Source organism: Streptomyces sp. NPDC058464, from assembly GCF_042721035.1.
In the GTDB taxonomy this organism is placed as follows: domain Bacteria; phylum Actinomycetota; class Actinomycetes; order Streptomycetales; family Streptomycetaceae; genus Streptomyces.
In genome coordinates this window covers 126,267-148,791 of the sequence record NZ_JBHXMA010000029.1, presented here as the reverse complement: position 1 = coordinate 148,791, position 22,525 = coordinate 126,267, and the positions used below count along the sequence as shown (strand labels likewise).

Here is a 22,525-nt window from a genome sequence, read left to right as displayed (position 1 = left end):
GTGACCTGCTACTTCGTCGTTCTTTTTGCTTTTGCTCTGCTACTTCGCCTCGACGGCGTGGCCGCCGAACTGGTTGCGCAGCGCGGCGATCATCTTCATCTGCGGCGAGTCCTCCTGCCGGGAGGCGAACCGCGCGAACAGCGAGGCGGTGATCGCGGGCAGCGGCACCGCGTTGTCTATCGCGGCCTCCACAGTCCACCGGCCCTCGCCCGAGTCCTGTGCACAACCCTTCAGCCTGTCCAGGTGCTCGTCCCCGTCTAGGGCGTTCACCGCGAGGTCGAGCAGCCAGGAACGGATGACCGTCCCTTCCTGCCAGGAGCGGAAGACCTCGCGCACGTCCGTGACGGAATCGACCTTCTCAAGGAGCTCCCAGCCCTCAGCGTAGGCCTGCATCATCGCGTACTCGATGCCGTTGTGGACCATCTTCGCGAAGTGGCCCGCGCCGACCTTGCCGGCGTGCACCGAACCGAAGTCGCCCTCGGGCTTCAGCGCGTCGAAGACCGGCCGGACCTTCTCGACGTGCTCGGCGTCGCCGCCGTACATCAGCGCGTAGCCGTTCTCCAGGCCCCAGACGCCGCCGGAGACCCCGCAGTCGACGAAGCCGATGCCCTTGGCGGCCAGCTCCTCGGCGTGCCGCTCGTCGTCCGTCCAGCGGGAGTTGCCGCCGTCGACGACCACGTCGCCGGGCTCCAGGAGCTCGGCCAGCTCGTCGATCGTGGACTGGGTCGGCGCCCCGGCCGGGACCATCACCCACACCACGCGCGGCCCGCTGAGCTTGCCCACAAGCTCTTCCAGGCTGTGGACGTCGGCGAGGTCCGGGTTGCGGTCGTATCCGACGACGGTGTGGCCGGCGCGGCGGATCCGCTCGCGCATGTTGCCGCCCATCTTGCCGAGGCCGACGAGACCGAGCTCCATCAGTTGGTTCCTTAGGTTGCGGTGTGGCAGGAGAGGCACGTTCGTGCCCGCGTCCGAGCCTAATCGCGACCCTTTGTGCACAGTTGTGGGCATAGCCGCTCACCTGGGGAAACCCACCGGCCCCCGGCATCGGGCCCCGGTGCCGGATACCCACAGGGGACACCCGGCACCGTGCACAGCTATGGACAGCTGCGGACCGCCGTGGATGGACTCAGCCGCTCAGCCGCACCGGCATGATCAGGTACTTGTACGCCTCGTCCGCCTCGGCATCCACCGCGGGCTTGCCGCTCAGCAGCGCCGGCTTGGTGGACGTCGTGAACGACAGCTGGGCCACCGGCGAGTCGATCGCGCTCAGGCCGTCCAGCAGGAACGTCGGGTTGAAGGCGATCGAGATGTCGTCGCCCTCCAGCTGCGCGTCGACCCTTTCCACAGCCTGTGCGTCGTCGCTGGAACCGGCCTCCAGGATCAGCACGCCCTGCTCGAAGCTGAGCCGCACCGGGGTGTTCCGCTCGGCGACCAGGGCCACACGCTTGACGGCCTCCACGAAGGGGGCGGTCTCGATCACCGCGACGGAGTTGAACTCGGTCGGGAAGAGCGTGCGGTACTTCGGCAGGTCGCCTTCGAGCAGCCGCGTGGTCGTCCGCCGGCCCGCGCCCTCGAAACCGATGAGCCCCTCGCCCGCGCCGGAGCCGGAGAGGGCCAGGATGACGCTGTCGCCGCTCGTGAGGGCCTTGGCGGTGTCCAGGAGCGTCTTGGCGGGCACCAGGGCGACGGCGGAGGCCTCCGGGTTCTCCGGCTTCCACAGGAACTCGCGGACCGCGAAGCGGTAGCGGTCGGTGGAGGCCAGGGTGACCGTGTCGCCCTCGATCTCGATGCGCACACCGGTCAGCACCGGCAGCGTGTCGTCACGCCCGGCGGCGATGGCCACCTGGGACACGGCGGAGGCGAAGACCTCGCCGGGGACCGTGCCCGTCGCGTTCGGCATCTGCGGCAGGGACGGGTACTCCTCCACCGGCAGGGTGTGCAGCGTGAACCGGGACGATCCACAGACCACCGTCGCCCGTACACCGTCTGTGGAAATCTCCACCGGCCGGTTGGGGAGCGCGCGGCAGATGTCGGCGAGCAGCCGGCCGGAGACCAGGACCGTGCCCTCCTCCTCGACCTCGGTCTCGACGCTGACCCGCGCGGAGACCTCGTAGTCGAAGCTGGACAGGCTCAGCTGGCCGTCCTCGGCCTTCAGGAGCAGGCCGGCGAGGACCGGCGCCGGCGGACGGGCCGGGAGGCTGCGTGCCGCCCAGGCGACTGCCTCCGCGAGTACGTCGCGTTCCACCCGGATCTTCACCGTAAGCCCGCCTCCTGCTGTTGCCGGGGCTTCTCGCCCTGCTGCGTCTTCGTCGTCTGTCTCGGTGTCGTCGGCCCCGGGGTGGGGAAGAACACCGGGGACCAGTCTGACGCACCGCACTGACAGCTGGTGCCTCTCGGGGTCAAGTCGTGACGAGGCGCGGTCAGGGGCCGGAGAGCAAGTTGTGCACAGGGCCCTCTTCGAAACGGATTCCCAGCTCTCTCTAGTTGTCAGTAGTAGTAGGGGCTGTGGATACCGTGGATAACCTCGTTTGCCCAGCTCAGGGCGGAGATTTTGTCCACTGCCCCTGTGGGTGGCACCGGTGGACAACTGGGTGTCGCTGTGGAGAACAGAAAGTTCTGCACACGCCATGCACAGCCCGAGGGGAGTTCTCCCCAACACCGTCCCCAGCTTTACCCACCTTTCCCACAGCCCAACCTGGCAGCTTCGTGTGACGCCTTTCACTCGACTCGGTGAGGAGGCGCGTCGCGTTGCCGAACAGTGGACAGCGGTGTGGAGAAGCTGGGGATCGCTGGGGACAACCGCCCCTCAGCCTGTGGGCTACCGGTGGACAACTTCATCCACAGTCTGTGGACCTCTTCTTCGTCCACAGTCTGTGGAGATCCGTCGTCCACGATTCCACAGCCACCTGAGCTGCCCTGACGCGCTTTCAACCCCCAGCCTGTGGACGAAGCTCGGGACAACTTCACAGTCCCCAGGGTGTGGACGCAAGAAAGTCGGCAAATCTGTGGAGGACGGCCGTAACCAGGCAGGTAATCGAACAGCGGGCGACGTTTGCTTGCGACCCCGTTCCCCCCACCGACCGGCACCGGACCCCCTCCGAACCACCCCAGGACGCCGAAAGGGCGCCCCCGGGATCTCTCCCAAGGGCGCCCTGAGCGCCGTAGAACCGTCGGCCGACCCGCCGACCGCTACCCGTTCTTGATCCGGTTCGTCAGCTCCGTCACCTGGTTGTAGATCGACCGCCGCTCCGCCATCAGCGCCCGGATCTTCCGGTCGGCGTGCATCACGGTCGTGTGGTCCCGGTTCCCGAACTGCGCCCCGATCTTCGGCAGCGAGAGGTCCGTCAGCTCCCGGCACAGGTACATGGCGATCTGCCGCGCCGTGACCAGCTGCCGGCCGCGCGAGCTGCCGCACAGGTCCTCGACGGTGAGCCCGAAGTAGTCCGCGGTCGCCGCCATGATCGCCGTGGCGCTGATCTCCGGCGTGGAGTCCTGCCCCCCGGGGATCAGGTCCTTCAGCACGATCTCGGTCAGCCCGAGATCGACCGGCTGCCGGTTGAGCGACGCGAACGCCGTCACCCGGATCAGCGCACCCTCCAGCTCACGGATGTTGCGCGAGATGCGGGAGGCGATGAACTCCAGGACCTCCGGCGGCGCGTTCAGCTGCTCCTGCACGGCCTTCTTGCGGAGGATCGCGATCCGCGTCTCCAGCTCCGGCGGTTGGACGTCGGTGATCAGACCCCACTCGAAACGGTTCCGCAGCCGGTCCTCCAGCGTGACCAGCTGCTTGGGCGGCCGGTCGCTGGAGAGCACGATCTGCTTGTTCGCGTTGTGGAGCGTGTTGAAGGTGTGGAAGAACTCCTCCTGCGTCGACTCCTTGTCCGCGAGGAACTGGATGTCGTCGACGAGCAGGATGTCCATCTCGCGGTAGCGCTTGCGGAAGCTGTCGCCCTTGCCGTCGCGGATGGAGTTGATGAACTCGTTGGTGAACTCCTCCGAGCTCACGTACCGCACGCGCGTGCCCGGGTAGAGGCTCCGCGCGTAGTGCCCGATCGCGTGCAGCAGGTGCGTCTTGCCGAGGCCCGACTCCCCGTAGATGAAAAGGGGGTTGTAGGCCTTGGCGGGTGCCTCGGCGACGGCGACCGCGGCCGCGTGCGCGAAGCGGTTGGACGCGCCGATGACGAACGTGTCGAAGAGGTACTTCGGGTTCAGGCGGGCGGTCGGCTCAGCGGGGCCGCCGGCCGGCGCGGGCTTCGCGCCGAGTGGCCCGGGCCCGCCGGCGCTCGGCATGGCCTGGTGACCCGGAAGGTCCGGCCGTCCCGGACCGCCCCGGTGCCCCTGGCCCGGTCCGCCCGGGGGCTCGGGCAGCTCACGGCGCCCGGAGTTCCGGTCGTAGTCGGACCTGTCGTACTCCGGTCGCTCGTAGTCGGACCGGTCGTAGTCGGGGCGGGGCGGTTCGTACTCCGCGCGCTGCTGCTCGTACGGCGGCCGGTCCAGGGGCTGCTGCGGGCGGTACTCCTGGGCGTACGAGTCCTGGCCGCCGTAACCGTCCGAGCGGTACGGGTCCTGGGGCGGCGAGGCGTAGGGGTCGCGCTCGGGGAAGCCGAGGCGCGGCTGCTGCCAGCCGTACTCGTCCTGTCCGGGGCGCGGCCAGGCGCCGGGCTCGGGGCGCTGGTACTCGGAGGGGTAGGCGGGGCGGGCGGTGGGGAGCTGGTCGCGGCCGCCCTGGTCCGGCAGCTGGTCGGCGCGGTGCCGGCCGTACCCGCCGTCGTACTGCGACGACGGGAGCTCGGGCTCCTCGTAACGCTGTGTCTTCATGGGGGGCGCCGGCGGGGCCGGGGGCTCGCCGGCGGACTCGTCGACGGTGATCGCGATCCGGATCGGCCGCCCGCACTCACGGCTCAGGGTCTCGCTGACGATCGGTGCGAGACGGCCCTCCAGTACGTTCTTCGCGAATTCGTTCGGTACGGCCAGCAGGGCGGTGTCCGCGACCAGCGCGAGCGGCTGGCAGCGCCGGATCCAGTGTTCGTCCTTCGCCTCCACACCCTGACCGCGGCCCTCACCGAGGAGCTGCTCCAGTACTCGTGGCCACACTGCGGCAAGATCGGCAGGTACGTCAGCCACAGGGCACGCTCTCTCACAGGTCCCACGAACGTGTGGTTCGAGGACGGGTCGGGATGAATATCAGGTCGGGCGGGGATAAAGGAACGAATCGGAGTTCAGCCACGGTAGTCAGCGTGGCGGGTGCGGTTCAAGTTGTTGTCCCCAGCCTGTGGATAGTGTCTCTCCGTCACTGCTGGTTTGACCGAATGGCGTAGCCCCGCGTACCGTAACCAGGTCGAGTTGTCGATGGCTGCTGCCGCCTGCCTCCGATGGGCACAGATCGCTGAAGGTGATCGGGAAGCGGTGCACTCGGGCGTGATGCGAGCTACTCGTGGGCGCACGGTGACAGCCAGGACGGCACCCGCCACACCCGATTTGATTTCTGGAGCCCCCGAGTGAGCAAGCGCACCTTCCAGCCGAACAACCGTCGTCGCGCGAAGACCCACGGCTTCCGCCTGCGGATGCGCACCCGTGCCGGCCGCGCGATTCTCGCGAACCGTCGTGCCAAGGGTCGCGCCAGCCTGTCCGCCTGATCCCGATCAGGTCATGACGTCGTGCTGCCTACCGAGCATCGGCTGAGGCGGCGCGAGGACTTCGCGACCGCGGTACGACGGGGTCGTCGGGCTGGCCGCCCGTCCCTCGTCGTCCATCTTCGTAGCGGTGCCACGGACCCGCACGCGCCTGGGGAGAGCGCTCCCCCGACGCGTGCGGGTTTCGTCGTGAGCAAGGCCGTGGGTGGTGCCGTTGTGCGCAACACAGTGAAGCGCAGACTGCGTCATCTGATGCGTGAGCGAGTCGCCCTGTTTCCCCCCGGTAGCCTGGTAGTCGTACGAGCGCTGCCCGGAGCGGGCGACGCCGACCATGCACAGCTGGCCCGAGACCTGGATGCCGCCATCGAGCGGCTGCTGGGAGGGGGCGCGCGATGAAGTACCCGCTGCTGGCTCTGATCAAGCTGTACCAGTGGACGATCAGTCCGCTGCTGGGGCCCGTGTGCAAGTACTACCCGTCGTGCTCCCACTACGGCTACACGGCCATCGACCGGCACGGTGCGATCAAGGGCACGGCACTCACGGCCTGGCGCATCCTGCGGTGCAATCCGTGGTCGCTCGGCGGTGTGGACCATGTCCCGCCGCGCAAGCGCCCGCGGTGGCACGAAATGCTGCGTGACGCCTGGCGTGCACGCAGGGGCGGGTCCTCCGCCGCCGAACCGGCCACCGAGGAGAAGCCTCCTTCCGAGCTTCCTTCGAGCCCGGCCGCAGAGACTTCGTCCCATGCCCAAGGAGCATGATTAGTGGACACGATTGCCAGCTTGTTCAGCTTCATCACGACACCCGTCTCATGGGTCATCGTCCAGTTCCACTCGGTGTACGGGAAGATCTTCGGTCCCGACACGGGCTGGGCCTGGGGCTTGTCCATCGTGTCCCTGGTGATCCTGATCCGCATCTGCCTGATCCCGCTCTTCGTGAAGCAGATCAAGGCGACCCGGGCCATGCAGACGCTGCAGCCCGAGATGAAGAAGATCCAGGAGCGCTACAAGAACGACAAGCAGCGCCAGTCCGAAGAGATGATGAAGCTGTACAAGGAGTCGGGCACCAACCCGCTCTCCTCGTGCCTTCCCATCCTGGCGCAGTCACCGTTCTTCTTCGCCCTGTACCACGTGCTCAACGGCATCGCGACGGGCTCGACGATCGGCGTCATCAACGAGTCGCTGCTCGCCAGTGCCCGTAAGGCCCACATCTTCGGGGCACCGCTCGCCGCGAAGTTCACGGACGGCTCCGCGAAGGTCGAGGCGCTCGGTGCCTCCCTCACGGACGTCCGGGTCGTCACCGCGATCATGATCGTCCTGATGTCGGCGTCGCAGTTCTACACGCAGCGCCAGCTGATGACGAAGAACGTCGACACCACGGTGAAGACGCCGTTCATGCAGCAGCAGAAGATGCTGATGTACGTCTTCCCGGTCATGTTCGCCGTCTTCGGTATCAACTTCCCGGTCGGTGTCCTCGTCTACTGGCTGACCACCAACGTGTGGACCATGGGCCAGCAGATGTACGTCATCCGCAACAACCCGACCCCGGGTTCCAAGGCCCAGGCCGCGTACCTGGAGCGCCTCACCAAGCACGTCACGCACCACGGCAAGACCCGTCGGCGCAGCGAGAAGACCATCGTCAAGGCGATCGTCGCCAAGGGCCGGGACCGCAACGAGTTCGAGCGCACGTTCATCAACGGGCTGACCAAGGCGGGTCTCGTGGCCCAGGCCGACGGCACCGTGGTGAAGGGCGAGGCCCAGGCCGTCGCGCAGACCGAGGACGGCGTCACGGCCACCGGTGCCGCCAAGCGTCAGCAGCCCAAGCGCCAGAGCAAGGCCCAGCGGCAGTCCGGAAGCACGAAGGCGCCCGGCGAGTCCACATCGGCTTCTTCGGACTCGTCGGCTTCGGCTGATTCGTCGGACGCGACGACCTCGCTGGAGAAGTCCGACGAGCCGCAGGACGCCAAGCCGACTGCCCAGCAGGCCCCGAAGGGCGGCTCCAACGGCCGCAGCAGGGCCCAGTCCGGTCAGCGCAAGGGCGGTCCGCAGCGCCCCAAGTCCCCGTCCAAGAAGTAAGAAGGAGCCCATCCCGTGACGGAAGGCACCACCTCCGCCGCTGCCGAGGGTGCAGACACCCTGACCCGCCTGGAGCAGGAGGGCGAGATCGCGGCGGACTACCTTGAGGGTCTGCTGGACATCGCCGACCTCGACGGCGACATCGACATGGATGTGGAGGCCGATCGCGCCTCCGTGTCGATCATCAGCGACTCGGGCGGCCGCGACCTGCAGAAGCTTGTCGGCCGTGACGGCGAGGTGCTGGAGGCGCTCCAGGAGCTGACCCGCCTGGCCGTGCACCGGGAGACCGGTGACCGCAGCCGGCTGATGCTCGACATCGCGGGTTACCGCGCCAAGAAGCGTGCCGAGCTCTCCGAGCTGGGCGCCAAGGCCGCCGCCGAGGTGAAGAGCACCGGCGAGCCCGTGAAGCTCAAGCCGATGACCCCGTTCGAGCGCAAGGTCGTGCACGACGCGGTCAAGTCCGCCGGTCTGCGCAGCGAGTCGGAGGGCGAGGAGCCGGAGCGGTTCGTCGTCGTACTGCCTGCCTGAGCGGTCCCCCTGTTGTACCGGCCCCGTCTGTTGAGCAGGCGGGGCCGAACTTTGTCAGCCTGGTAGTTCTGGTGGCCGGTGCGCGGAGCGCCGGCGCTGTACGGAAGGACGGTTCCCCGTGACGGAGGCTGCGGAGCTCCCCCCGGCGCCCGAGCAGGCGCGGGAAGTGTTCGGTGAGCGCTTCGCCGATGCGGTCCGCTACGCGGAGCTGCTCGCCGAGGCAGGCGTGCAGCGTGGTCTGATCGGCCCACGGGAAGTCCCCCGCCTGTGGGAGCGCCACCTGCTGAACTGCGCCGTGCTCTCGGAGGCCGTCCCCGAGGGGGTGACGGTGTGCGACGTGGGTTCCGGAGCCGGGCTGCCGGGCATTCCGCTGGCGCTGGTCCGGGAGGACCTCAACATCACCCTGCTGGAGCCACTTCTCCGGCGCACCAACTTCCTGACCGAGGTCGTCGAGCTGCTCGGCCTGGACCATGTGACCGTGGTGCGGGGCCGTGCCGAGGAGGTCATGGGCAAGCTGCCTCCGGTGCATGTGGTGACGGCTCGTGCCGTGGCCCCGCTGGACCGGCTGGCCGCCTGGGGCATCCCGCTGTTGCGTCCCTACGGTGAGATGCTCGCCCTCAAGGGCGACACGGCGGAGGAGGAGCTCAAGGCCGCGTCCACCGCGCTGACCAAGCTCGGTGCGGTGTCCACGTCGATCCTGCATGTGGGTGAGGGCGTGGTGGATCCGCTGTCGACCGTCGTCCGTGTGGAGGTCGGGGAGAGCCCCGGCGGCGTGCGCTTCGCGGCCAAGCGGGCGAAGGCGGCTCGTACGGGGAGGACACGTAGGCGCCGCTGATCCGTCCTGACGACCAGACGTACTCCACACAAGCTGCCAAACCTACGCATGACGGAGTGTCGCGGCTTTTCGGTCCTGCTCGCTGTGCATCGTGTTTCACGTGAAACGTCGCTCACTGCTACACGGCATCATCGGCCGGGGCCGCGCCGCGGCCGAACCTCGCGACCGAAAGCCCCTCGGTTCTCTCAGAGAGGGGGCGTCTGGTGACACTCCGTCCTCCCTGCGGGGCGCGGAGTTGTCCACAGAGGTGGATTTCTCCACAGAACACCAGGCCTCACTGGTTCACGACCCCGAAGGCATGGGAGGCTCTGTTCATTGCGAGCCTGAAGTCGAGGAGAGTGAATCCTTGCGGTCCGACGCCAACATCGCGGGACCGATGACCGATCCGGTCCCCGGTCCCCGTACCGAGTCGATGGGGGCGGATGTTTCACGTGAAACACCGCCTCCGATGGACGACACTCCCATCGGTCGTGCTGCCCAACTCGCTGTGGAGGCTCTGGGCCGCGCCGGCGAAGGTCTGCCACGTCCGGAGCAGACCAGAGTCATGGTGGTTGCCAATCAGAAGGGCGGTGTCGGCAAGACGACCACGACGGTCAACCTTGCCGCGTCCCTGGCCCTGCACGGCGGCCGCGTTCTGGTGATCGACCTCGACCCACAGGGCAATGCGTCCACTGCGCTGGGTATCGACCATCACGCTGAAGTTCCGTCCATCTACGACGTGTTGGTCGAGAGCAAGCCGCTGGCCGAGGTCGTCCAGCCGGTGGTGGACGTCGAAGGCCTCTTCTGTGCCCCCGCCACGATCGATCTCGCCGGTGCGGAGATCGAGCTGGTGTCCCTGGTGGCGCGGGAGAGCCGGCTGCAGCGGGCGATCCAGGCGTACGAGCAGCCGCTGGACTACATCCTCATCGACTGCCCGCCCTCGCTCGGCCTGCTGACGGTCAACGCGCTGGTCGCGGGTGCCGAGGTGCTCATCCCGATCCAGTGCGAGTACTACGCGCTGGAGGGCCTCGGCCAGCTGCTGCGCAACGTCGACCTGGTGCGGGGGCACCTCAACCCCGACCTGCATGTGTCGACCATCCTGCTCACCATGTACGACGGCCGGACGCGTCTCGCTTCCCAGGTCGCGGACGAGGTGCGCAGCCACTTCGGCGACGAGGTGCTGCGGACGAGCATTCCCCGCTCGGTCCGCATCTCGGAGGCGCCGAGTTACGGGCAGACGGTACTGACCTACGATCCTGGATCGAGCGGTGCCCTCTCCTACCTTGAGGCGGCCCGAGAAATCGCGCTGAGGGGCGTCGGTGTCAGTTACGACCCGACGCAGGCCCACATCGGCGCTCAGACCAACCCGAACATGGTGGAGGGGATCCAGTGAGCGAGCGACGGAGGGGGCTGGGTCGTGGGCTTGGTGCACTGATCCCAGCTGCCCCGACCGAGATGAACCCGGCCCAGACGGGCGTGGGGGGAACGGTAGCGCCGTCCCCCGCCGCGGTTCCGGTGCTGACGACCGACCGTGGGGTCGCCGCGGCGAAGGTGACGACTCTGCCGGCTGTTTCATATGAAGCCGAGGAGCCGTCGGTGTTCGGAGTCGGAGGAGGCGTGGAGACGCCCGCACCTCCGATGGGCGCGCACTTCGCGGAGATCCCTCTCGACGACATCGTGCCGAACCCGCGTCAGCCGCGTGAGGTCTTCGACGAGGACGCGCTCCAGGAGCTGGTCACCTCCATCCAGGAGGTCGGTCTTCTCCAGCCCGTCGTCGTACGGCAATTGGGTCCCTCCCGCTACGAGCTCATCATGGGCGAGCGGCGCTGGCGGGCCTGCCGTGAGGCCGGCCTGGAGGCGATCCCGGCGATCGTCCGGGCGACGGACGACGAGAAGCTCCTTCTGGACGCCTTGCTGGAGAACCTGCACCGCGCCCAGTTGAACCCGCTGGAAGAGGCTGCCGCCTACGACCAGCTGCTGAAGGACTTCAACTGCACGCACGACCAGCTGGCCGACCGCATCGGGCGCTCCCGCCCGCAGGTCTCCAACACCCTGCGGCTGTTGAAGCTCTCTCCGGCGGTCCAGCGCCGGGTCGCCGCGGGAGTCCTGTCGGCCGGGCACGCCCGGGCGCTGCTCTCCGTCGACGACTCGGAGGAGCAGGACCGGCTGGCCCACCGGATCGTTGCCGAGGGACTGTCGGTGCGGGCTGTCGAGGAGATCGTGACCCTCATGGGCTCGCGTCCCCAGACGACGACGCGGGCCAAGGGGCCGCGGGCGGGCGCTCGGGTCTCCCCGGCGCTGAGCGACCTCGCGACCCGGCTCTCGGACCGCTTCGAGACACGGGTGAAGGTCGACCTGGGGCAGAAGAAGGGCAAGATCACCGTCGAGTTCGCCTCGATGGAAGACCTTGAGCGGATCCTCGGCACGCTCGCCCCGGGCGAGGGGCCGGTTCTGCACCAGGGGCTCCACGACGGCGACTCCTCGGCCGCCGCGGAGTCCGAGGAGTTCGAGGGCTGACCGCCCGGGACCGGACGTTTCCCGTCCGGTCGGTGCCTTGTCGCTCAGGGAGCGGACCGTGTCCGGTGTGTATCGGAACGCGGTCCGCTCTTTGCTTTCAGGCGGTATCGGTGGAATCGCTGTGTGGATACGATGCGAACGGTATGGCGCATCCACCTGACAGCTGGCAGCACCTCTGAGAGAGGCGGGGGCCATGCGATCGATGAGCCGCACCGGACTGGTGAGCGCAGGTCTGGGACTGGGCGCGACCGTCGGATTCTTCGGCAGTCTGCTCAGGGAACGCAGCGCTCTGACAGCCGCTCGCGACGCCGCGGGCGAAGGAAGCGAGGAACAGCCTTCATGGGGCGTCGGCTCGTACCGCTCACGCTGGACAACCTTCAGGACCTTCCCCAGCGCTGTCGCTCGTGTGTCTTCTGGGAACTGGATCCCGTCAGCGGCGAAGCAGCGGTGAGAGCGGGTACATCCGCGCTGGAGAAGGAATCCTGGATCTCCGCTGTCCTGCTCGACTGGGGATCGTGCGGCCGGGTGGTCTATGTCGACGACGTACCGGTGGGCTTTGTGCTCTACGCTCCGCCCGCCTACGTTCCGCGTTCCACGGCGTTCCCCACGAGCCCGGTGTCATCGGACGCCGTGCAGCTCATGACCGCCTTCATCATGCCCGGCTATCAGGGGCAGGGACTCGGACGCGTGATGGTGCAGACGGTCGCCAAGGATCTGCTGCGACGGGGTTTCAAGGCCATCGAGGCGTTCGGCGACGTCCGCTACAAGGAGCCGGCCTGTCTGCTGCCTGCCGAGCATCTGTTGGCCGTGGGCTTCAAGACGGTCCGGCAGCATCCCTTGCACCCCAGGCTGCGGCTGGAGCTACGGACGACGCTCTCCTGGAAGGAAGACGTGGAGCTGGCGCTCGACCGGCTTCTGGGGGCCGTACAGAAGGAACCAGCGCTTCGGCCGCTGTGAGTGCCGCAATGCGAATGGGCCAACCCGTGGGGGTTGGCCCATTCGTGTTTCACGTGAAACATCACTCGGCGATGAAGTCCTCGAGGTCGCGGACGAGCGCGGCCTTCGGCTTGGCGCCGACGATGGTCTTGGCGACCTCGCCACCCTGGTAGACGTTCAGGGTCGGGATCGACATGACGCCGTACTTGGCCGCCGTGTTCGGGTTCTCGTCGATGTTCAGCTTGACGATCTCGATCTTCTCGCCGTGCTCGGCGGCGATCGCCTCAAGCGACGGGGCGATCTGGCGGCACGGGCCGCACCACTCGGCCCAGAAGTCGACCAGGACGGGCTTGTCGCTCTTGAGGACGACCTCTTCGAAGTCGGCGTCGGTCACATGCTTCAGAGTGCCGGCCACGGCGGGCTCCTTTACTTGATCGTGCGGTGGGGCGGAAGGGGGTAGGTCAGACGGAGGTCGTCTCGGGCTCGGCCTTCTCCTCGTCCGCGAGGGCGGAGAGGAAACGCTCGGCGTCGAGAGCAGCGGAGCAGCCGGTGCCGGCTGCGGTGATCGCCTGGCGGTAGGTGTGGTCGACCACGTCACCGGCGGCGAAGACACCGGTCACGTTGGTGTGCGTCGAGGGGGAAGCCACCTTGAGGTAGCCCTCCTCGTCGAGATCCAGCTGGCCCTTGAAGAGCTCGGTGCGCGGGTCATGGCCGATCGCGATGAACAGGCCGGTCACCGGCAGGTCCGAGAGCTCGCCGGTCTTGACGTTGCGCAGCTTGAGGCCGGCCAGCTTCTGCGCACCCTGGACTTCGGCGATCTCGCTGTCCCAAGCGAACTTGATCTTCGGGTCGGCGAAGGCGCGCTCCTGCATCGCCTTGGAGGCGCGCAGGGTGTCGCGGCGGTGGACGATCGTCACGGACTTGGCGAACCGGGAGAGGAAGGTCGCCTCCTCCATCGCGGTGTCGCCGCCACCGATCACGGCGATGTCCTGGTCCTTGAAGAAGAACCCGTCACAGGTGGCACACCAGGAGACGCCACGTCCGGAGAGGGCGTCCTCGTTCGGAAGACCGAGCTTGCGGTGCTGCGAGCCGGTGGTGACGATGACGGCCTTCGCCTTGTGGACCGTGCCGGCGGTGTCGGTGACGGTCTTGATCTCACCGGTCAGGTCGACGGAGACGACGTCGTCCGGAACCAGCTCGGCACCGAAGCGCTCGGCCTGGGCGCGCATGTTGTCCATGAGGTCGGGGCCCATGATGCCGTCCCGGAAACCCGGGAAGTTCTCCACCTCGGTGGTGTTCATCAGGGCGCCGCCCGCAGTGACGGCCCCCTCGAACACCAGAGGCTTCAGCGACGCGCGCGCGGTGTAGAGCGCCGCCGTGTAGCCGGCGGGCCCGGAGCCGATGATGATCACGTTACGGACGTCGCTCACGGGTTGATTCCTCGTCTCTGGTCTACGTCATTCGACCGGTGGGAGTTTCCCTCGGAACCTCTCACCCCACCCAACGGATCCTACGGGGCGCGCATTCCCGGTGTGTCCGGGCACACGGGGATCCCACACCGTACGGATTTCCACGCTGGGACAAGAGATGCGTCTCCGTCCCTGAGCCGTGCCGGAGGACGCTCAGGGACGGGCCAGGGACTCCGACAGCAGGACCTTGCCGGGAGCAGCGGAAGCCTTGCCGTCACAGGCGGCGTCGACGATGAAGGCCGTCACCCGGGAGGCGTCGGAGGAGTCGGGGAGGACGACCAGGAAGGCGTCCTTCCCCTCGTATGTCCCCTCCTTCGCGCCGATGACATCGCCGGTCTGGCTGATGCCCCTGCGGACACACGTCGGTACCGACGCCGAGGGCGAGATCCGGGTGGTGAACGGGGTTTCCGTGGAGCCCGCTTCCGAGGGCTGCGACTCGACACCGAAGGGCTTCTGAGAACCTCGCTGTACGTTCTTCTTCGTGTCGAGGAGATCCTTCACCTGGCTCTGGAGGGTGCTCTTGGAGAAGGTCCCGGCGGAGCTAGTCGGCTTGCCCTGCGCGGTCGTCGGTCCGTCTCCTCCGAGCGACTGGAGGAAGAACGAACCGGCACCCAGGACGGCGGCGGTGAAGACAGTACCCAGGACGACGGTTCGGCGGCGCCGACCACGTCCACGGTCCTTGTGGTCCTTGCGGCCGGGACCGGTCGAGGCGCTCGGCCGCCCGAGGGGACGGTCCTCCGGGACGGAGGCTTGGCGGGGCGATGTTTCACGTGAAACATGCGCCTCGGGCGCCACGGCGTTCAGGAGTGCCTCTGCGGCGAGGGCCGCATCGATCCGGCCCGCGACCTCGGCCGGCATACGCGCCGGGCTCGGCACCGCGCCGAGCAGGCCTCGGATCTCCTCCAGCGAGGCATGGACATCGGTACAGAGTTCGCACGTGTCCAGGTGCTGTCGTACTTCCGCGGTCCGGGCAGGGGGGAGCAGGCCCTCGGTGAGGTCGGAGATCTCCGCGACGTCCGGGTGCCCGGTGGTGTCTGTCGTCGACGTCACGCTCGCCCACCTCCGCCCTTCACTGCCGCTGAATCACTCGGCCCGGTGTCCTGTGGACCCCTGCTCTGAGGCCCCGCTGCGGGTGGGACGGATGTCCCCTCCGCCCGGTTCCGTGCCGGGTCCGGGTCATTTTCGTCACCGGTGTTTTCCGGCCGTAGGTGGGTGAGCAGCGGGAGGAGTCTGGCTCTGCCGCGAGCGCAGCGGCTCTTCACCGTCCCTGTGGGCACATCGAGGATCCGGGCCGCCTCGGCGACCGGGTAGCCCTGCATGTCGACCAGGACCAGGGCGGCCCGCTGATCGTGGGGCAGGGTGCCGAGGGCTTCCAGGAGCTGGCGGTGCAGGTCGTTCCGCTCGGCCGGAGCGGAGGCCGATTCATGCGGCTCCAGCAGTTGCTCCAGCCGCTCTGTGTCATCGACGGGGGCGGTCTTGCGGGAGGCCGCCTTACGGGCACGGTCGAGGCAGGCGTTCACCGTGATCCGGTGCAGCCACGTTGTGACGGCCGACTGGCCCCGGAAGGTGTGGGCGGCCCGGTAGGCGGAGACCAGGGCGTCCTGGACGGCGTCAGCGGCTTCCTCGCGGTCCCCCAGGGTCCGCAGGGCGACCGCCCAGAGCCGGTCCCGGTGTCGCCGCACGATCTCACCGAAGGCATCGGGGTCGCCCTCCACGTGGCGGGCGAGCAGATCCTGGTCGCTCGCTCCGCCGTATCCGGCGCCTTCCGCCATCTGCCCCCTCCGCCTTCGGTGCCGCCGGTGAGACGTCAGCCTGTGAACTTCACTTCGGTGATGGCCTGCTTGTAGCCGGCTCCCGAGTACGCGGCGGGGTCTGCCCCCGACTTCGGCACAGCGGTGATCCACACGAGCACGTACTGGCTCTTCACCTTCTTGCCGACCTTCACCGCGGCGGTGTTCCCGGTGGTCGTCACCTTGCCGATCTGCGTCATCGAGCTCAGCGACGCGGGGGCCAGCGAGTCGGCCGCGTACAGCTCGACCGTCGTGTGATCGCCAGCGTAGCGAAGCCCGATGTTCGCCGTGGCCAGTTCCCTGGCGGAGCCGAGGTCGTACACGATGCCCACACCGGCCTTGTACGGCGCCAGCTCGGGACCCTCGTTGAAGGTCTTCGTCCGCCAGTAGGTCGAGGTGCTGCCGTCGTAGGTCAGCTTGACGTCGCCGGGGTGCTGGGACCCGCCGTCGGTGACGTACTCCTGGGCATCCTGGATCTTTATCGCGGCGGCGGGCGTCGTGGGGCTGGCGCTGTTCTTGTCGCCGTCGTCCGTCGGCTGCGTGGTGGTGTCACCGCCGGACTTGTCGCCCTGTTCCATCAGGGCGTCCGCGAGCTGCCAGCTGCCCAGGCCCAGGGCGGCGATGAGGAGGGCCGAGACGGCCCACTTCAGCGCCTTGCCGGTGCGGCTCTGCAGCGGGGGCGGCGGAGCCTGGAGCGGCTGTGTCACGCCGGGCGGCGTGGGACGGCCGTAGGTGCCCTGCTGGTACGTGGTGCGCTGGTACTCGGGCGGTGCCGTGAACGCCGGCTCCGGCGGACGGATGCGGGGCATCTCGCCGATCGCCTTCACCAGTTCCTCCGGCGTGGTGCAGGCGGACTCGTGGCGGGAGGCGGTCGCGCCGTCGTTGACCAGAGCGCGCATGGTGAGCTCGGAGAGGCCGCGGTGGACACCGGCACGTACCTGGTCCGGGGCGATCAGGCCGACGTCCTTGGGCAGACCGGCCAGCCCGTAGGCGTCGCTCTCGTACGGCCAGCGCTGGGTCAGCGCCGCGTACAGCAGGGCGCCGATCGCCTCGGTGTCGGCGCGCTGCGGGGTGTCGGAACTGATGCCGCGCAGCGCCGCGTTCACCGCGAGGCCGCGGATGCGCCACTGGCCGGTGGAGGTGCGCAGCACGGCGTTCGGGTTGAGGCGCAGATGCGCCAGCCCCTCACGGTGCGCGGCCGCCATGGCGGAGGCGATCTGACTGACCATCTGGTAGGCGTCGTGGGGCTCCAGCGGTCCGGCCGCGAGCAGCGCGGTCAGCTCGGTGGCGTCCGGGAGCCATTCGTGCACGACGTAGACGAGGTCGTTCTCCTCGACCGCGTCCAGCACCTGTACGAACCGGGGATCGCCGAGCAGCGCGGCGGAGCGGGCTGCTGCCAGCACCGCCCGGGTGCGCGCATGGTCGGCGGGCAGGATGTGCACGCCGACGGCACGCCGGAGTTTCTCGTCGACCGCACGCCAACTGCTGAATCCGTCCAGACGGGTGACGCACTCCTCGAGGCGGTAGCGTCTGGCGAGTTTGTGTCCGCTGTGCAGTTCCGGGGGTGCGGTCTTCTTCTCAGCACCCGCGGCTGGGCCGCTTCCCTGTGCCTTGTCGCTGTCCGTGTCCCGCTCCGGGTTCTGGGCCACCCCGTCGGCCGTGGACTGCTCCGCCTTGGCGGTCAGCGGCTTGTCACCGCTGTTGTCTGCCACGTCGACGGCAGCCGTGCTCCGTTCCGCCACCGTCGTTCCCTGCCTCCCCATCCGTTGCACGCTGTCCGTCGCCGAAACCAATTGTGCCCACAGTCCTCCGCTATGCACGACACGCGGCGGCGAACGATGGTTGTGCGCTTACCCCTGCCTCAACGACCCAGGCGCCCGCGCACCATACCCACGAGGGAGTTGAGCTCCTCGATGCGCATGCGGCGCGCGGCCACGTAGAAGACGCCGAGCAGGACCGCCCCGCCGACCAGCAGTGCGGCGAAGGAACCGATCACGCCCTGCCCCAGAGTGTGGCCGATGCCGTAGCAGGCCGCACCACTGAGCAGCGCCGCCGGTACGGAGGCGATGCAGAGCCTGGCATAGGTACGGGTGACCCGGGAACCGTCCAGGTCGCCGCCGAGCCGCTTGCGCAGCCGCCGCCAGGCGACACCCACGCCGATCGCGTAGGCGAGGCCGTAGGAGGCGGCCATGCCGGCCACCGCCCAGCGGGCCGGGAGCAGCATGTAACAGGCGACCGAGGCACCCGCGTTGACCGCGGCGACGATGACCGTGTTGTAGAACGGCGTGCGCGTGTCCTCGTAGGCGTAGAACGCGCGCAGGACGACGTACTGCACCGAGTAGGGGATCAGGCCGAGGGCGAAGGCCATCAGCATGTACCCCATGTTGGTGGCCTCGCTGGTGCCCGAGGAACCGAAGATCAGGGTGCACATCGGGATACCGAGGGCCAGGAACCCGAAGGCGATGGGGACGATCGCGACGGCGGTCGTCCTGAGGCCCTGGGAGATGTCGTCGCGGACGGCACCCGCGTCGTTCTCGGCGGCCGAGCGGGAGATCCGCGGCAGCAGGGCGGCCATCAGGGAGACCGTGATGATGGCCTGCGGCAGGCCCCAGATCAGCTGGGCGTTGGCGTAGGCGGCGAAGCCGGTGCCGTCGACCGGGGAGCTCTTGCCGGCCGAGGTCGACAGCTGGGAGACCACGAGCGCGCCCGCCTGGTTGGCGAGGACGAACAGCACGGTCCACTTGGCGAGCGTGGCGGCCTTGCCGAGGCCGTGGCCCTTCCAGTCGAAGCGCAGCCGCAGCCGGAACCCGGTCTCGCGCAGGTAGGGGATCATCGCCAGGGACTGGACCACGAGGCCGAGCAGCACGCCGAGGCCGAGCAGTCGTTGGCCCTCCGGCGGGATGGTGGTGACCTTCATGCCGGAGTGCGCGGCGGTGCCGTACACCCAGATGAAGAGGCCGAGGGTGACGATGATGACGATGTTGTTGAGGACCGGGGTCCACATCATCGCGCCGAACTTGCCCCGCGCGTTGAGGATCTGGCCCATCACCACGTGGATGCCCATGAAGAAGATCGAGGGCAGGAAGTAGCGGACGAAGGTGATGCCGACCTCGTTGGCCGCCGGGTCGCTGGCGACCGAGTCGGACAGCAGGCGGATGAGGAAGGGCGCGGCCGCGATGGTGGCCGCGGTGAGGAGGCCCAGCGCCACCATGACGAGGGTCAGCAGGCGGTTGGCGAAGGCCTCGCCGCCGTCCTCGTCCTCCTTCATGGCACGCACCAGCTGCGGCACGAAGACCGAGTTGAGGCCGCCGCCGACGGTCAGGATGTAGATCATCGTCGGCAGCTGGTAGGCGACCTGGAAGGTGTCGCCGAGCAGGCCCACACCCAGCGCGGAGACGATCAGCGCGGAGCGGACGAAGCCGGTGAGGCGGGAGACCATCGTGCCCGCCGCCATCACGGCGCTCGACTTGAGCAGGCCTGCGGCCTTCCCGCCCTTCTTCGCGGGTGCGGGCGCGGGTGCCGCAGCCGCCGCGGGCACGGCACCGAGGTTCAGCGTCTGGTCGGCCGCGGGACCGGGAGGAGCCGGGGCGGTCGGCGCAGCCGGTGCCTGGTACTGAGGCACCTGCACCGGCCCTCCCGGGGAGGCTGCCGGACCGGGCACCGAAGGAGGCTCCGAGGGCAGCCGACCGCCGCCCTGCTGTGGATCCCGGTAGCCGCTCTGCTGCTGGTCGCGGAAGAGATGGGCGAAGGCGTCCGGCTCGTGGCGCTCCTCACCGGAGTGCGAGACCAGGTCGTCCACGCCCACGAACTGGGTCGTGCGCGGGTCGTCGCCGTACGGCAGGTACTGGCTCGCGCCGTCCGGCTCCGGCGCCGGGGTCTGGGCCCACACATGCGGGTCGGGGGCGTACGGCGACTGGGCGGGCTGCCCGTACAGCGGCTGCTGCGGGTAGGTGCCCGGAGCCGGCGGGGGGTGAGCGGCACGGTCGTAGAGCGCCTCGGCCACCGGGTCCTGGGCGGAGAGGTCCCGGGCCCGGTACGGGTCCTGGTTGTAGGCGTCCTGGAGGTACATGTCAGCCGCGTGCTGCGGCGGGACCTGGCCGGGCTCCGGCGGCGGCTCGGGGTAGCCCGAACCGGCCGCGCCCTGGCCGCTTTCACCGTCGTACGGCGCGTTCATGGTTACCCCTACCTCATCGTCCCGGGCCCACCGGCCACGACATCGCTCAACGGTCCACTCTCTCACCCGTCTCGGACGGGTCGGCGCTTTCCGGTGCGGTGTCCGGCGTCGGGTCACTCGGCTGCTCCGGGTCGTCTGCCCCGGACCGTGCGGCGGACTCCTCCGGGAGACGATCCCCATGCGCAGCGGGGTTCCCGGGCCCGTCGGCGTCCCCGGTGCCCCCTGAGCTCTCGCCTGCCGAGCCGTCGGGAGTCTCCAGGGTGCCGGGAGTCTCCGGGGCACCACCCGGAGTGTCCGAGGTGTCCTCGCCCGCCTCGTCGGGGCCGTCGCCCTCGTCGGGGCCGTCGTCCTCGTTGGCCCGCCGGGCGGCCGCCCGCTTGCGCTGGGTGTACATCCGGAAGCCGGCGAGCACCAGCAGCAGCACACCGCCGCCGATGACCAGCATCACCGTCGGTGTGACCTCGGTGACCTTCACGTCGAAACTGACGGGCGCGCCGTACTTCTGGCCGTCCTCGGTGTAGAGCTGAGCGGTGACCTCCACCCGGCCGTTGGCGTTGGCCGCGGTGGAGAACTTCACGGACTGGCTGTGGCCGCCGGAGACCTCGACAGGCTGCTCGTAGTAGGGATTGCCGCCGATCTCCAGCCGGGTGGGCATGCTCGAGGTGAGCCGCAGGACGAGGTGGCTGACGCCCTGGACCAGGTTGTTCTGGACCGTGACCGGGATGGTGGCGCTGCGGCCCGAGAGTTTGGTCTCGGACTTGTCGATCAGCTTGACCTGGCTGATGAGGTCGTCGAGCCAGGACTCCACGCTCGTGCGGAAGCTGTCCGCCTCACTGCCGCTGCCCCGCCAGGACGTGGACATCTCCCGGTTTATGGCCCGCCCGAAGGGGGTCACCACCCGGGACTGGTCGGTGAGGATCACCTGGAAGTTGTCGAGCTTGTCCTGGGTGCGGGCGATCTGCTCGAAGGCCGTCCGGGGCAGTTCCTGCTTGCGCAGCGAGGACGGGTACGCGGACGACGAAGGGATCTTCGTGGTCGCGCCGGGGTCGGGTTTGGCCTTGGCAGCCGCCGCGAGATCCTGGGACTCCGACCAGTTGCTGTTCTGCAGTGCGGTGATCGCCGTCGCCATCGCCTGGGCCTGGCTTGCCGACGGCATCCGCTGCGGGGCGACGACGATACTGCGCTGCTTGTCGGTCTGGGTGTTCAGCGCCAGGCTCTGAGCGAGGAACCGCTGCACGGCGAGGGTCGACGAGTCGGCATGCGTCAGATCGCCCCCGAACGCCGTGGACAGCCGTGCGTCGGCGACCACCGCCGTCGTGCCGCCGCCGATCGGACGTGCCGCCGAGGGCGTGTAGGTCAGCCCGCCGGTCTCCTGGAGGCTGTCGCTACGGGCGATCACCTTGTCGGCACCCGCAGAGGTGGCGACCTTGATGATCGAGGGGTCGACGGCGCCGTCCACGGGCCACGCGAAGTCGGTGCTCGGCGTGACGTGGAGCACGGTCTTCACGGTCGTGGCGGCCACGTCGGTGGCGTCCTTGAGGTGGCTCAGCGAGCCGGTCACGCTGGTGCCGTTGTGGGCGAGGGAGGCCAGGTCCGGGTCGGCGAAGGGGAGGGCCACCACTTCCCTGTCCGTCACCGCGTCCTGCAGGTCGTCCAGGAACTGCTTGGCCACCGCCTGATGGGTGCCGGCCGTGGTGGTGCCGTCGGCGCCCTGGATCCGGTAGCTGCGGGTCATGGCGTCCACGGAGGCCAGCAGATCCGGGTCGATCACCCAGGTGACGTCGAGATCCTTGCCGAGCGCGAGCATCTGGACCAGCCGGCCGCCGGGCGAGATCTCCTTGGCGAGGTCGTCGTTCTGGAAGACGGGCGTCTGGAGCTCGCCCGCACCCGTCTTCGCCGTCACATGGACGGTGGAGATCAGCGGCCACAGATACGTCGTCTTCGTCTTCGTGTCGGCCTCGGAGGACTGCCACGGCAGGAACGTCCGCTGGATGCCGAGGACCTGGTCCCACTGCTGAGCCGATGTCTTGCCGGACAGCGAGACGCCGAACTGGTACACGCCGTCCTGCCCGAGGTCGAGCTTGTCGACCGGCACGGAGATGCTGAAGTGCTCGGCGACCCCCGGGCCGAGCGAGTCGAAGTCCTCGGTGTACTTGCCGCCGACCTCTGTGCCGAGGCTCGACTGGAGGTCGTCGGAGTGCTGGGCGGCCGTGTCGATCTCGGAGCGCGTGCCGAGCAGGGAGCCCATTCGCAGGTCCACGTGCGCGTCCGTGACGGCTTGCTTGCCGTTGTTGGTCACCGTGCCCGAGACCGTGAGCGTGTCCCCGTCGCTGGGGGCGCTGGGGCTCAGCGAGTCCAGGGCGACGGACACGGTGTCCGTGCCGGCCGCCTGCGCCGGCGCCGCCGTGGGCAGCTGCATCAGTCCGGCCAGCAGGGGCGCACCCGCAAGTAGTGCCCCGGTGCGCCGCAGCCAGCGGCGGGCAGGTGAGGGCGTCCCCTGGAAGTCTGCCGCCTCGGCCACGCGCTCGTCCGTCCCTCGTCGTCAGTGGTCGTCGGAATGTGCGTCCACGCATGGTAACGAGGTGCGCTGAA

19 protein-coding genes are annotated in these 22,525 nt (G+C 68.8%); 9 read left to right on the top strand and 10 right to left on the bottom strand.

Translation table 11 applies throughout. The features are described 5' to 3' along the window. Positions 1-39: 39 nt before the first annotated feature. The 3 genes from gnd to dnaA all read right to left on the bottom strand — a co-directional run bounded on the left by gnd (position 40) and on the right by dnaA (position 5,124). Positions 40-915: a phosphogluconate dehydrogenase (NAD(+)-dependent, decarboxylating) gene (gnd, locus tag ACFWPQ_RS33655; RefSeq protein WP_384043116.1), complete on the bottom strand. Its 876-nt coding sequence runs from the start codon at positions 913-915 to the stop codon at positions 40-42. Positions 916-1,126: 211 nt separating this feature from the next. Next, positions 1,127-2,257, bottom strand: coding sequence for a DNA polymerase III subunit beta (gene dnaN / locus ACFWPQ_RS33650; protein WP_189262851.1), 1,131 nt, complete (start codon positions 2,255-2,257; stop codon positions 1,127-1,129). 932 nt (positions 2,258-3,189) lie between these two features. Then, entirely contained in the window at positions 3,190-5,124 is a 1,935-nt protein-coding gene (dnaA, locus tag ACFWPQ_RS33645; protein WP_384043112.1) for a chromosomal replication initiator protein DnaA, read from the bottom strand. Between the two features lie 374 nt (positions 5,125-5,498). On the opposite strand from dnaA, the gene rpmH reads away from it, so the two are divergent. From rpmH to ACFWPQ_RS33600, 9 genes are all read left to right on the top strand, one after another. Then, positions 5,499-5,636, top strand: coding sequence for a 50S ribosomal protein L34 (gene rpmH, locus ACFWPQ_RS33640; protein ID WP_015659252.1), 138 nt, complete (start codon positions 5,499-5,501; stop codon positions 5,634-5,636). A gap of 21 nt (positions 5,637-5,657) precedes the next feature. Then, on the top strand, positions 5,658-6,029 hold the full coding sequence (rnpA, locus tag ACFWPQ_RS33635) for a ribonuclease P protein component (protein WP_089100455.1): 372 nt from the start codon (positions 5,658-5,660) through the stop codon (positions 6,027-6,029). Next, positions 6,026-6,391 carry a membrane protein insertion efficiency factor YidD gene (yidD, locus tag ACFWPQ_RS33630; RefSeq protein WP_361285269.1) on the top strand — a complete coding sequence of 122 codons (366 nt, stop codon included), beginning with the start codon at positions 6,026-6,028 and terminating at the stop codon, positions 6,389-6,391. The genes rnpA and yidD overlap by 4 nt, the downstream gene beginning before the upstream one ends. 3 nt (positions 6,392-6,394) lie before the next feature. Continuing rightward, the gene (gene yidC / locus ACFWPQ_RS33625; protein WP_384043109.1) at positions 6,395-7,705 is read left to right on the top strand and encodes a membrane protein insertase YidC; all 1,311 of its coding nucleotides are present in this window, start codon (positions 6,395-6,397) and stop codon (positions 7,703-7,705) included. 15 nt (positions 7,706-7,720) lie between these two features. After that, positions 7,721-8,233, top strand: a complete 513-nt coding sequence (locus ACFWPQ_RS33620; protein ID WP_384043106.1) for a protein jag — start codon at positions 7,721-7,723, stop codon at positions 8,231-8,233. A 118-nt stretch (positions 8,234-8,351) separates the two neighbouring features. Next, positions 8,352-9,068 (top strand): 16S rRNA (guanine(527)-N(7))-methyltransferase RsmG, encoded by a 717-nt coding sequence (gene rsmG / locus ACFWPQ_RS33615; protein WP_384043103.1) that lies wholly within the window; start codon positions 8,352-8,354, stop codon positions 9,066-9,068. Positions 9,069-9,366: 298 nt separating this feature from the next. Beyond that, positions 9,367-10,440: a ParA family protein gene (locus ACFWPQ_RS33610; protein WP_384043149.1), complete on the top strand. Its 1,074-nt coding sequence runs from the start codon at positions 9,367-9,369 to the stop codon at positions 10,438-10,440. After that, positions 10,437-11,564 (top strand): ParB/RepB/Spo0J family partition protein, encoded by a 1,128-nt coding sequence (locus tag ACFWPQ_RS33605; RefSeq protein WP_384043100.1) that lies wholly within the window; start codon positions 10,437-10,439, stop codon positions 11,562-11,564. Before ACFWPQ_RS33610 ends, ACFWPQ_RS33605 begins: the two co-directional genes overlap by 4 nt. A 339-nt stretch (positions 11,565-11,903) precedes the next feature. After that, the gene (locus tag ACFWPQ_RS33600) at positions 11,904-12,521 is read left to right on the top strand and encodes a GNAT family N-acetyltransferase (protein WP_384043097.1); all 618 of its coding nucleotides are present in this window, start codon (positions 11,904-11,906) and stop codon (positions 12,519-12,521) included. A gap of 61 nt (positions 12,522-12,582) precedes the next feature. On the opposite strand, the gene trxA is transcribed toward ACFWPQ_RS33600, so the two are convergent. From trxA to ACFWPQ_RS33565, 7 genes are all read right to left on the bottom strand, one after another. Further along, a complete protein-coding gene (gene trxA, locus ACFWPQ_RS33595) occupies positions 12,583-12,915 on the bottom strand; it encodes a thioredoxin (RefSeq protein ID WP_089100462.1) in 333 nt (110 codons plus the stop codon). A 46-nt stretch (positions 12,916-12,961) separates the two neighbouring features. After that, on the bottom strand, positions 12,962-13,930 hold the full coding sequence (gene trxB, locus ACFWPQ_RS33590) for a thioredoxin-disulfide reductase (RefSeq protein ID WP_384043094.1): 969 nt from the start codon (positions 13,928-13,930) through the stop codon (positions 12,962-12,964). A gap of 192 nt (positions 13,931-14,122) precedes the next feature. Beyond that, the gene (locus tag ACFWPQ_RS33585) at positions 14,123-15,019 is read right to left on the bottom strand and encodes an anti-sigma factor family protein (protein ID WP_384043091.1); all 897 of its coding nucleotides are present in this window, start codon (positions 15,017-15,019) and stop codon (positions 14,123-14,125) included. Next, positions 15,016-15,741, bottom strand: a complete 726-nt coding sequence (sigM, locus tag ACFWPQ_RS33580) for an RNA polymerase sigma factor SigM (protein ID WP_384043089.1) — start codon at positions 15,739-15,741, stop codon at positions 15,016-15,018. The genes ACFWPQ_RS33585 and sigM overlap by 4 nt, the downstream gene beginning before the upstream one ends. Positions 15,742-15,776: 35 nt before the next feature. After that, the gene (locus ACFWPQ_RS33575) at positions 15,777-17,501 is read right to left on the bottom strand and encodes a protein kinase family protein (protein ID WP_384043086.1); all 1,725 of its coding nucleotides are present in this window, start codon (positions 17,499-17,501) and stop codon (positions 15,777-15,779) included. Between the two features lie 119 nt (positions 17,502-17,620). Next, positions 17,621-19,933, bottom strand: coding sequence for a murein biosynthesis integral membrane protein MurJ (gene murJ, locus ACFWPQ_RS33570; protein ID WP_384043084.1), 2,313 nt, complete (start codon positions 19,931-19,933; stop codon positions 17,621-17,623). Between the two features lie 46 nt (positions 19,934-19,979). Beyond that, a complete protein-coding gene (locus tag ACFWPQ_RS33565) occupies positions 19,980-22,454 on the bottom strand; it encodes a DUF6049 family protein (RefSeq protein ID WP_384043081.1) in 2,475 nt (824 codons plus the stop codon). Positions 22,455-22,525 lie beyond the last annotated feature (71 nt).

Bases quoted from the DNA above. Each gene is read 5' to 3' on its own strand.
- yidD (WP_361285269.1), top strand. From the start codon at position 6,026: ATGAAGTACCCGCTGCTGGCTCTGATCAAGCTGTACCAGTGGACGATC.
- murJ (WP_384043084.1), bottom strand. From the start codon at position 19,933: ATGAACGCGCCGTACGACGGTGAAAGCGGCCAGGGCGCGGCCGGTTCG.
- sigM (WP_384043089.1), bottom strand. From the start codon at position 15,741: ATGGCGGAAGGCGCCGGATACGGCGGAGCGAGCGACCAGGATCTGCTC.
- ACFWPQ_RS33600 (WP_384043097.1), top strand. From the start codon at position 11,904: ATGGGGCGTCGGCTCGTACCGCTCACGCTGGACAACCTTCAGGACCTT.
- gnd (WP_384043116.1), bottom strand. From the start codon at position 915: ATGGAGCTCGGTCTCGTCGGCCTCGGCAAGATGGGCGGCAACATGCGC.
- ACFWPQ_RS33610 (WP_384043149.1), top strand. From the start codon at position 9,367: ATGGGAGGCTCTGTTCATTGCGAGCCTGAAGTCGAGGAGAGTGAATCC.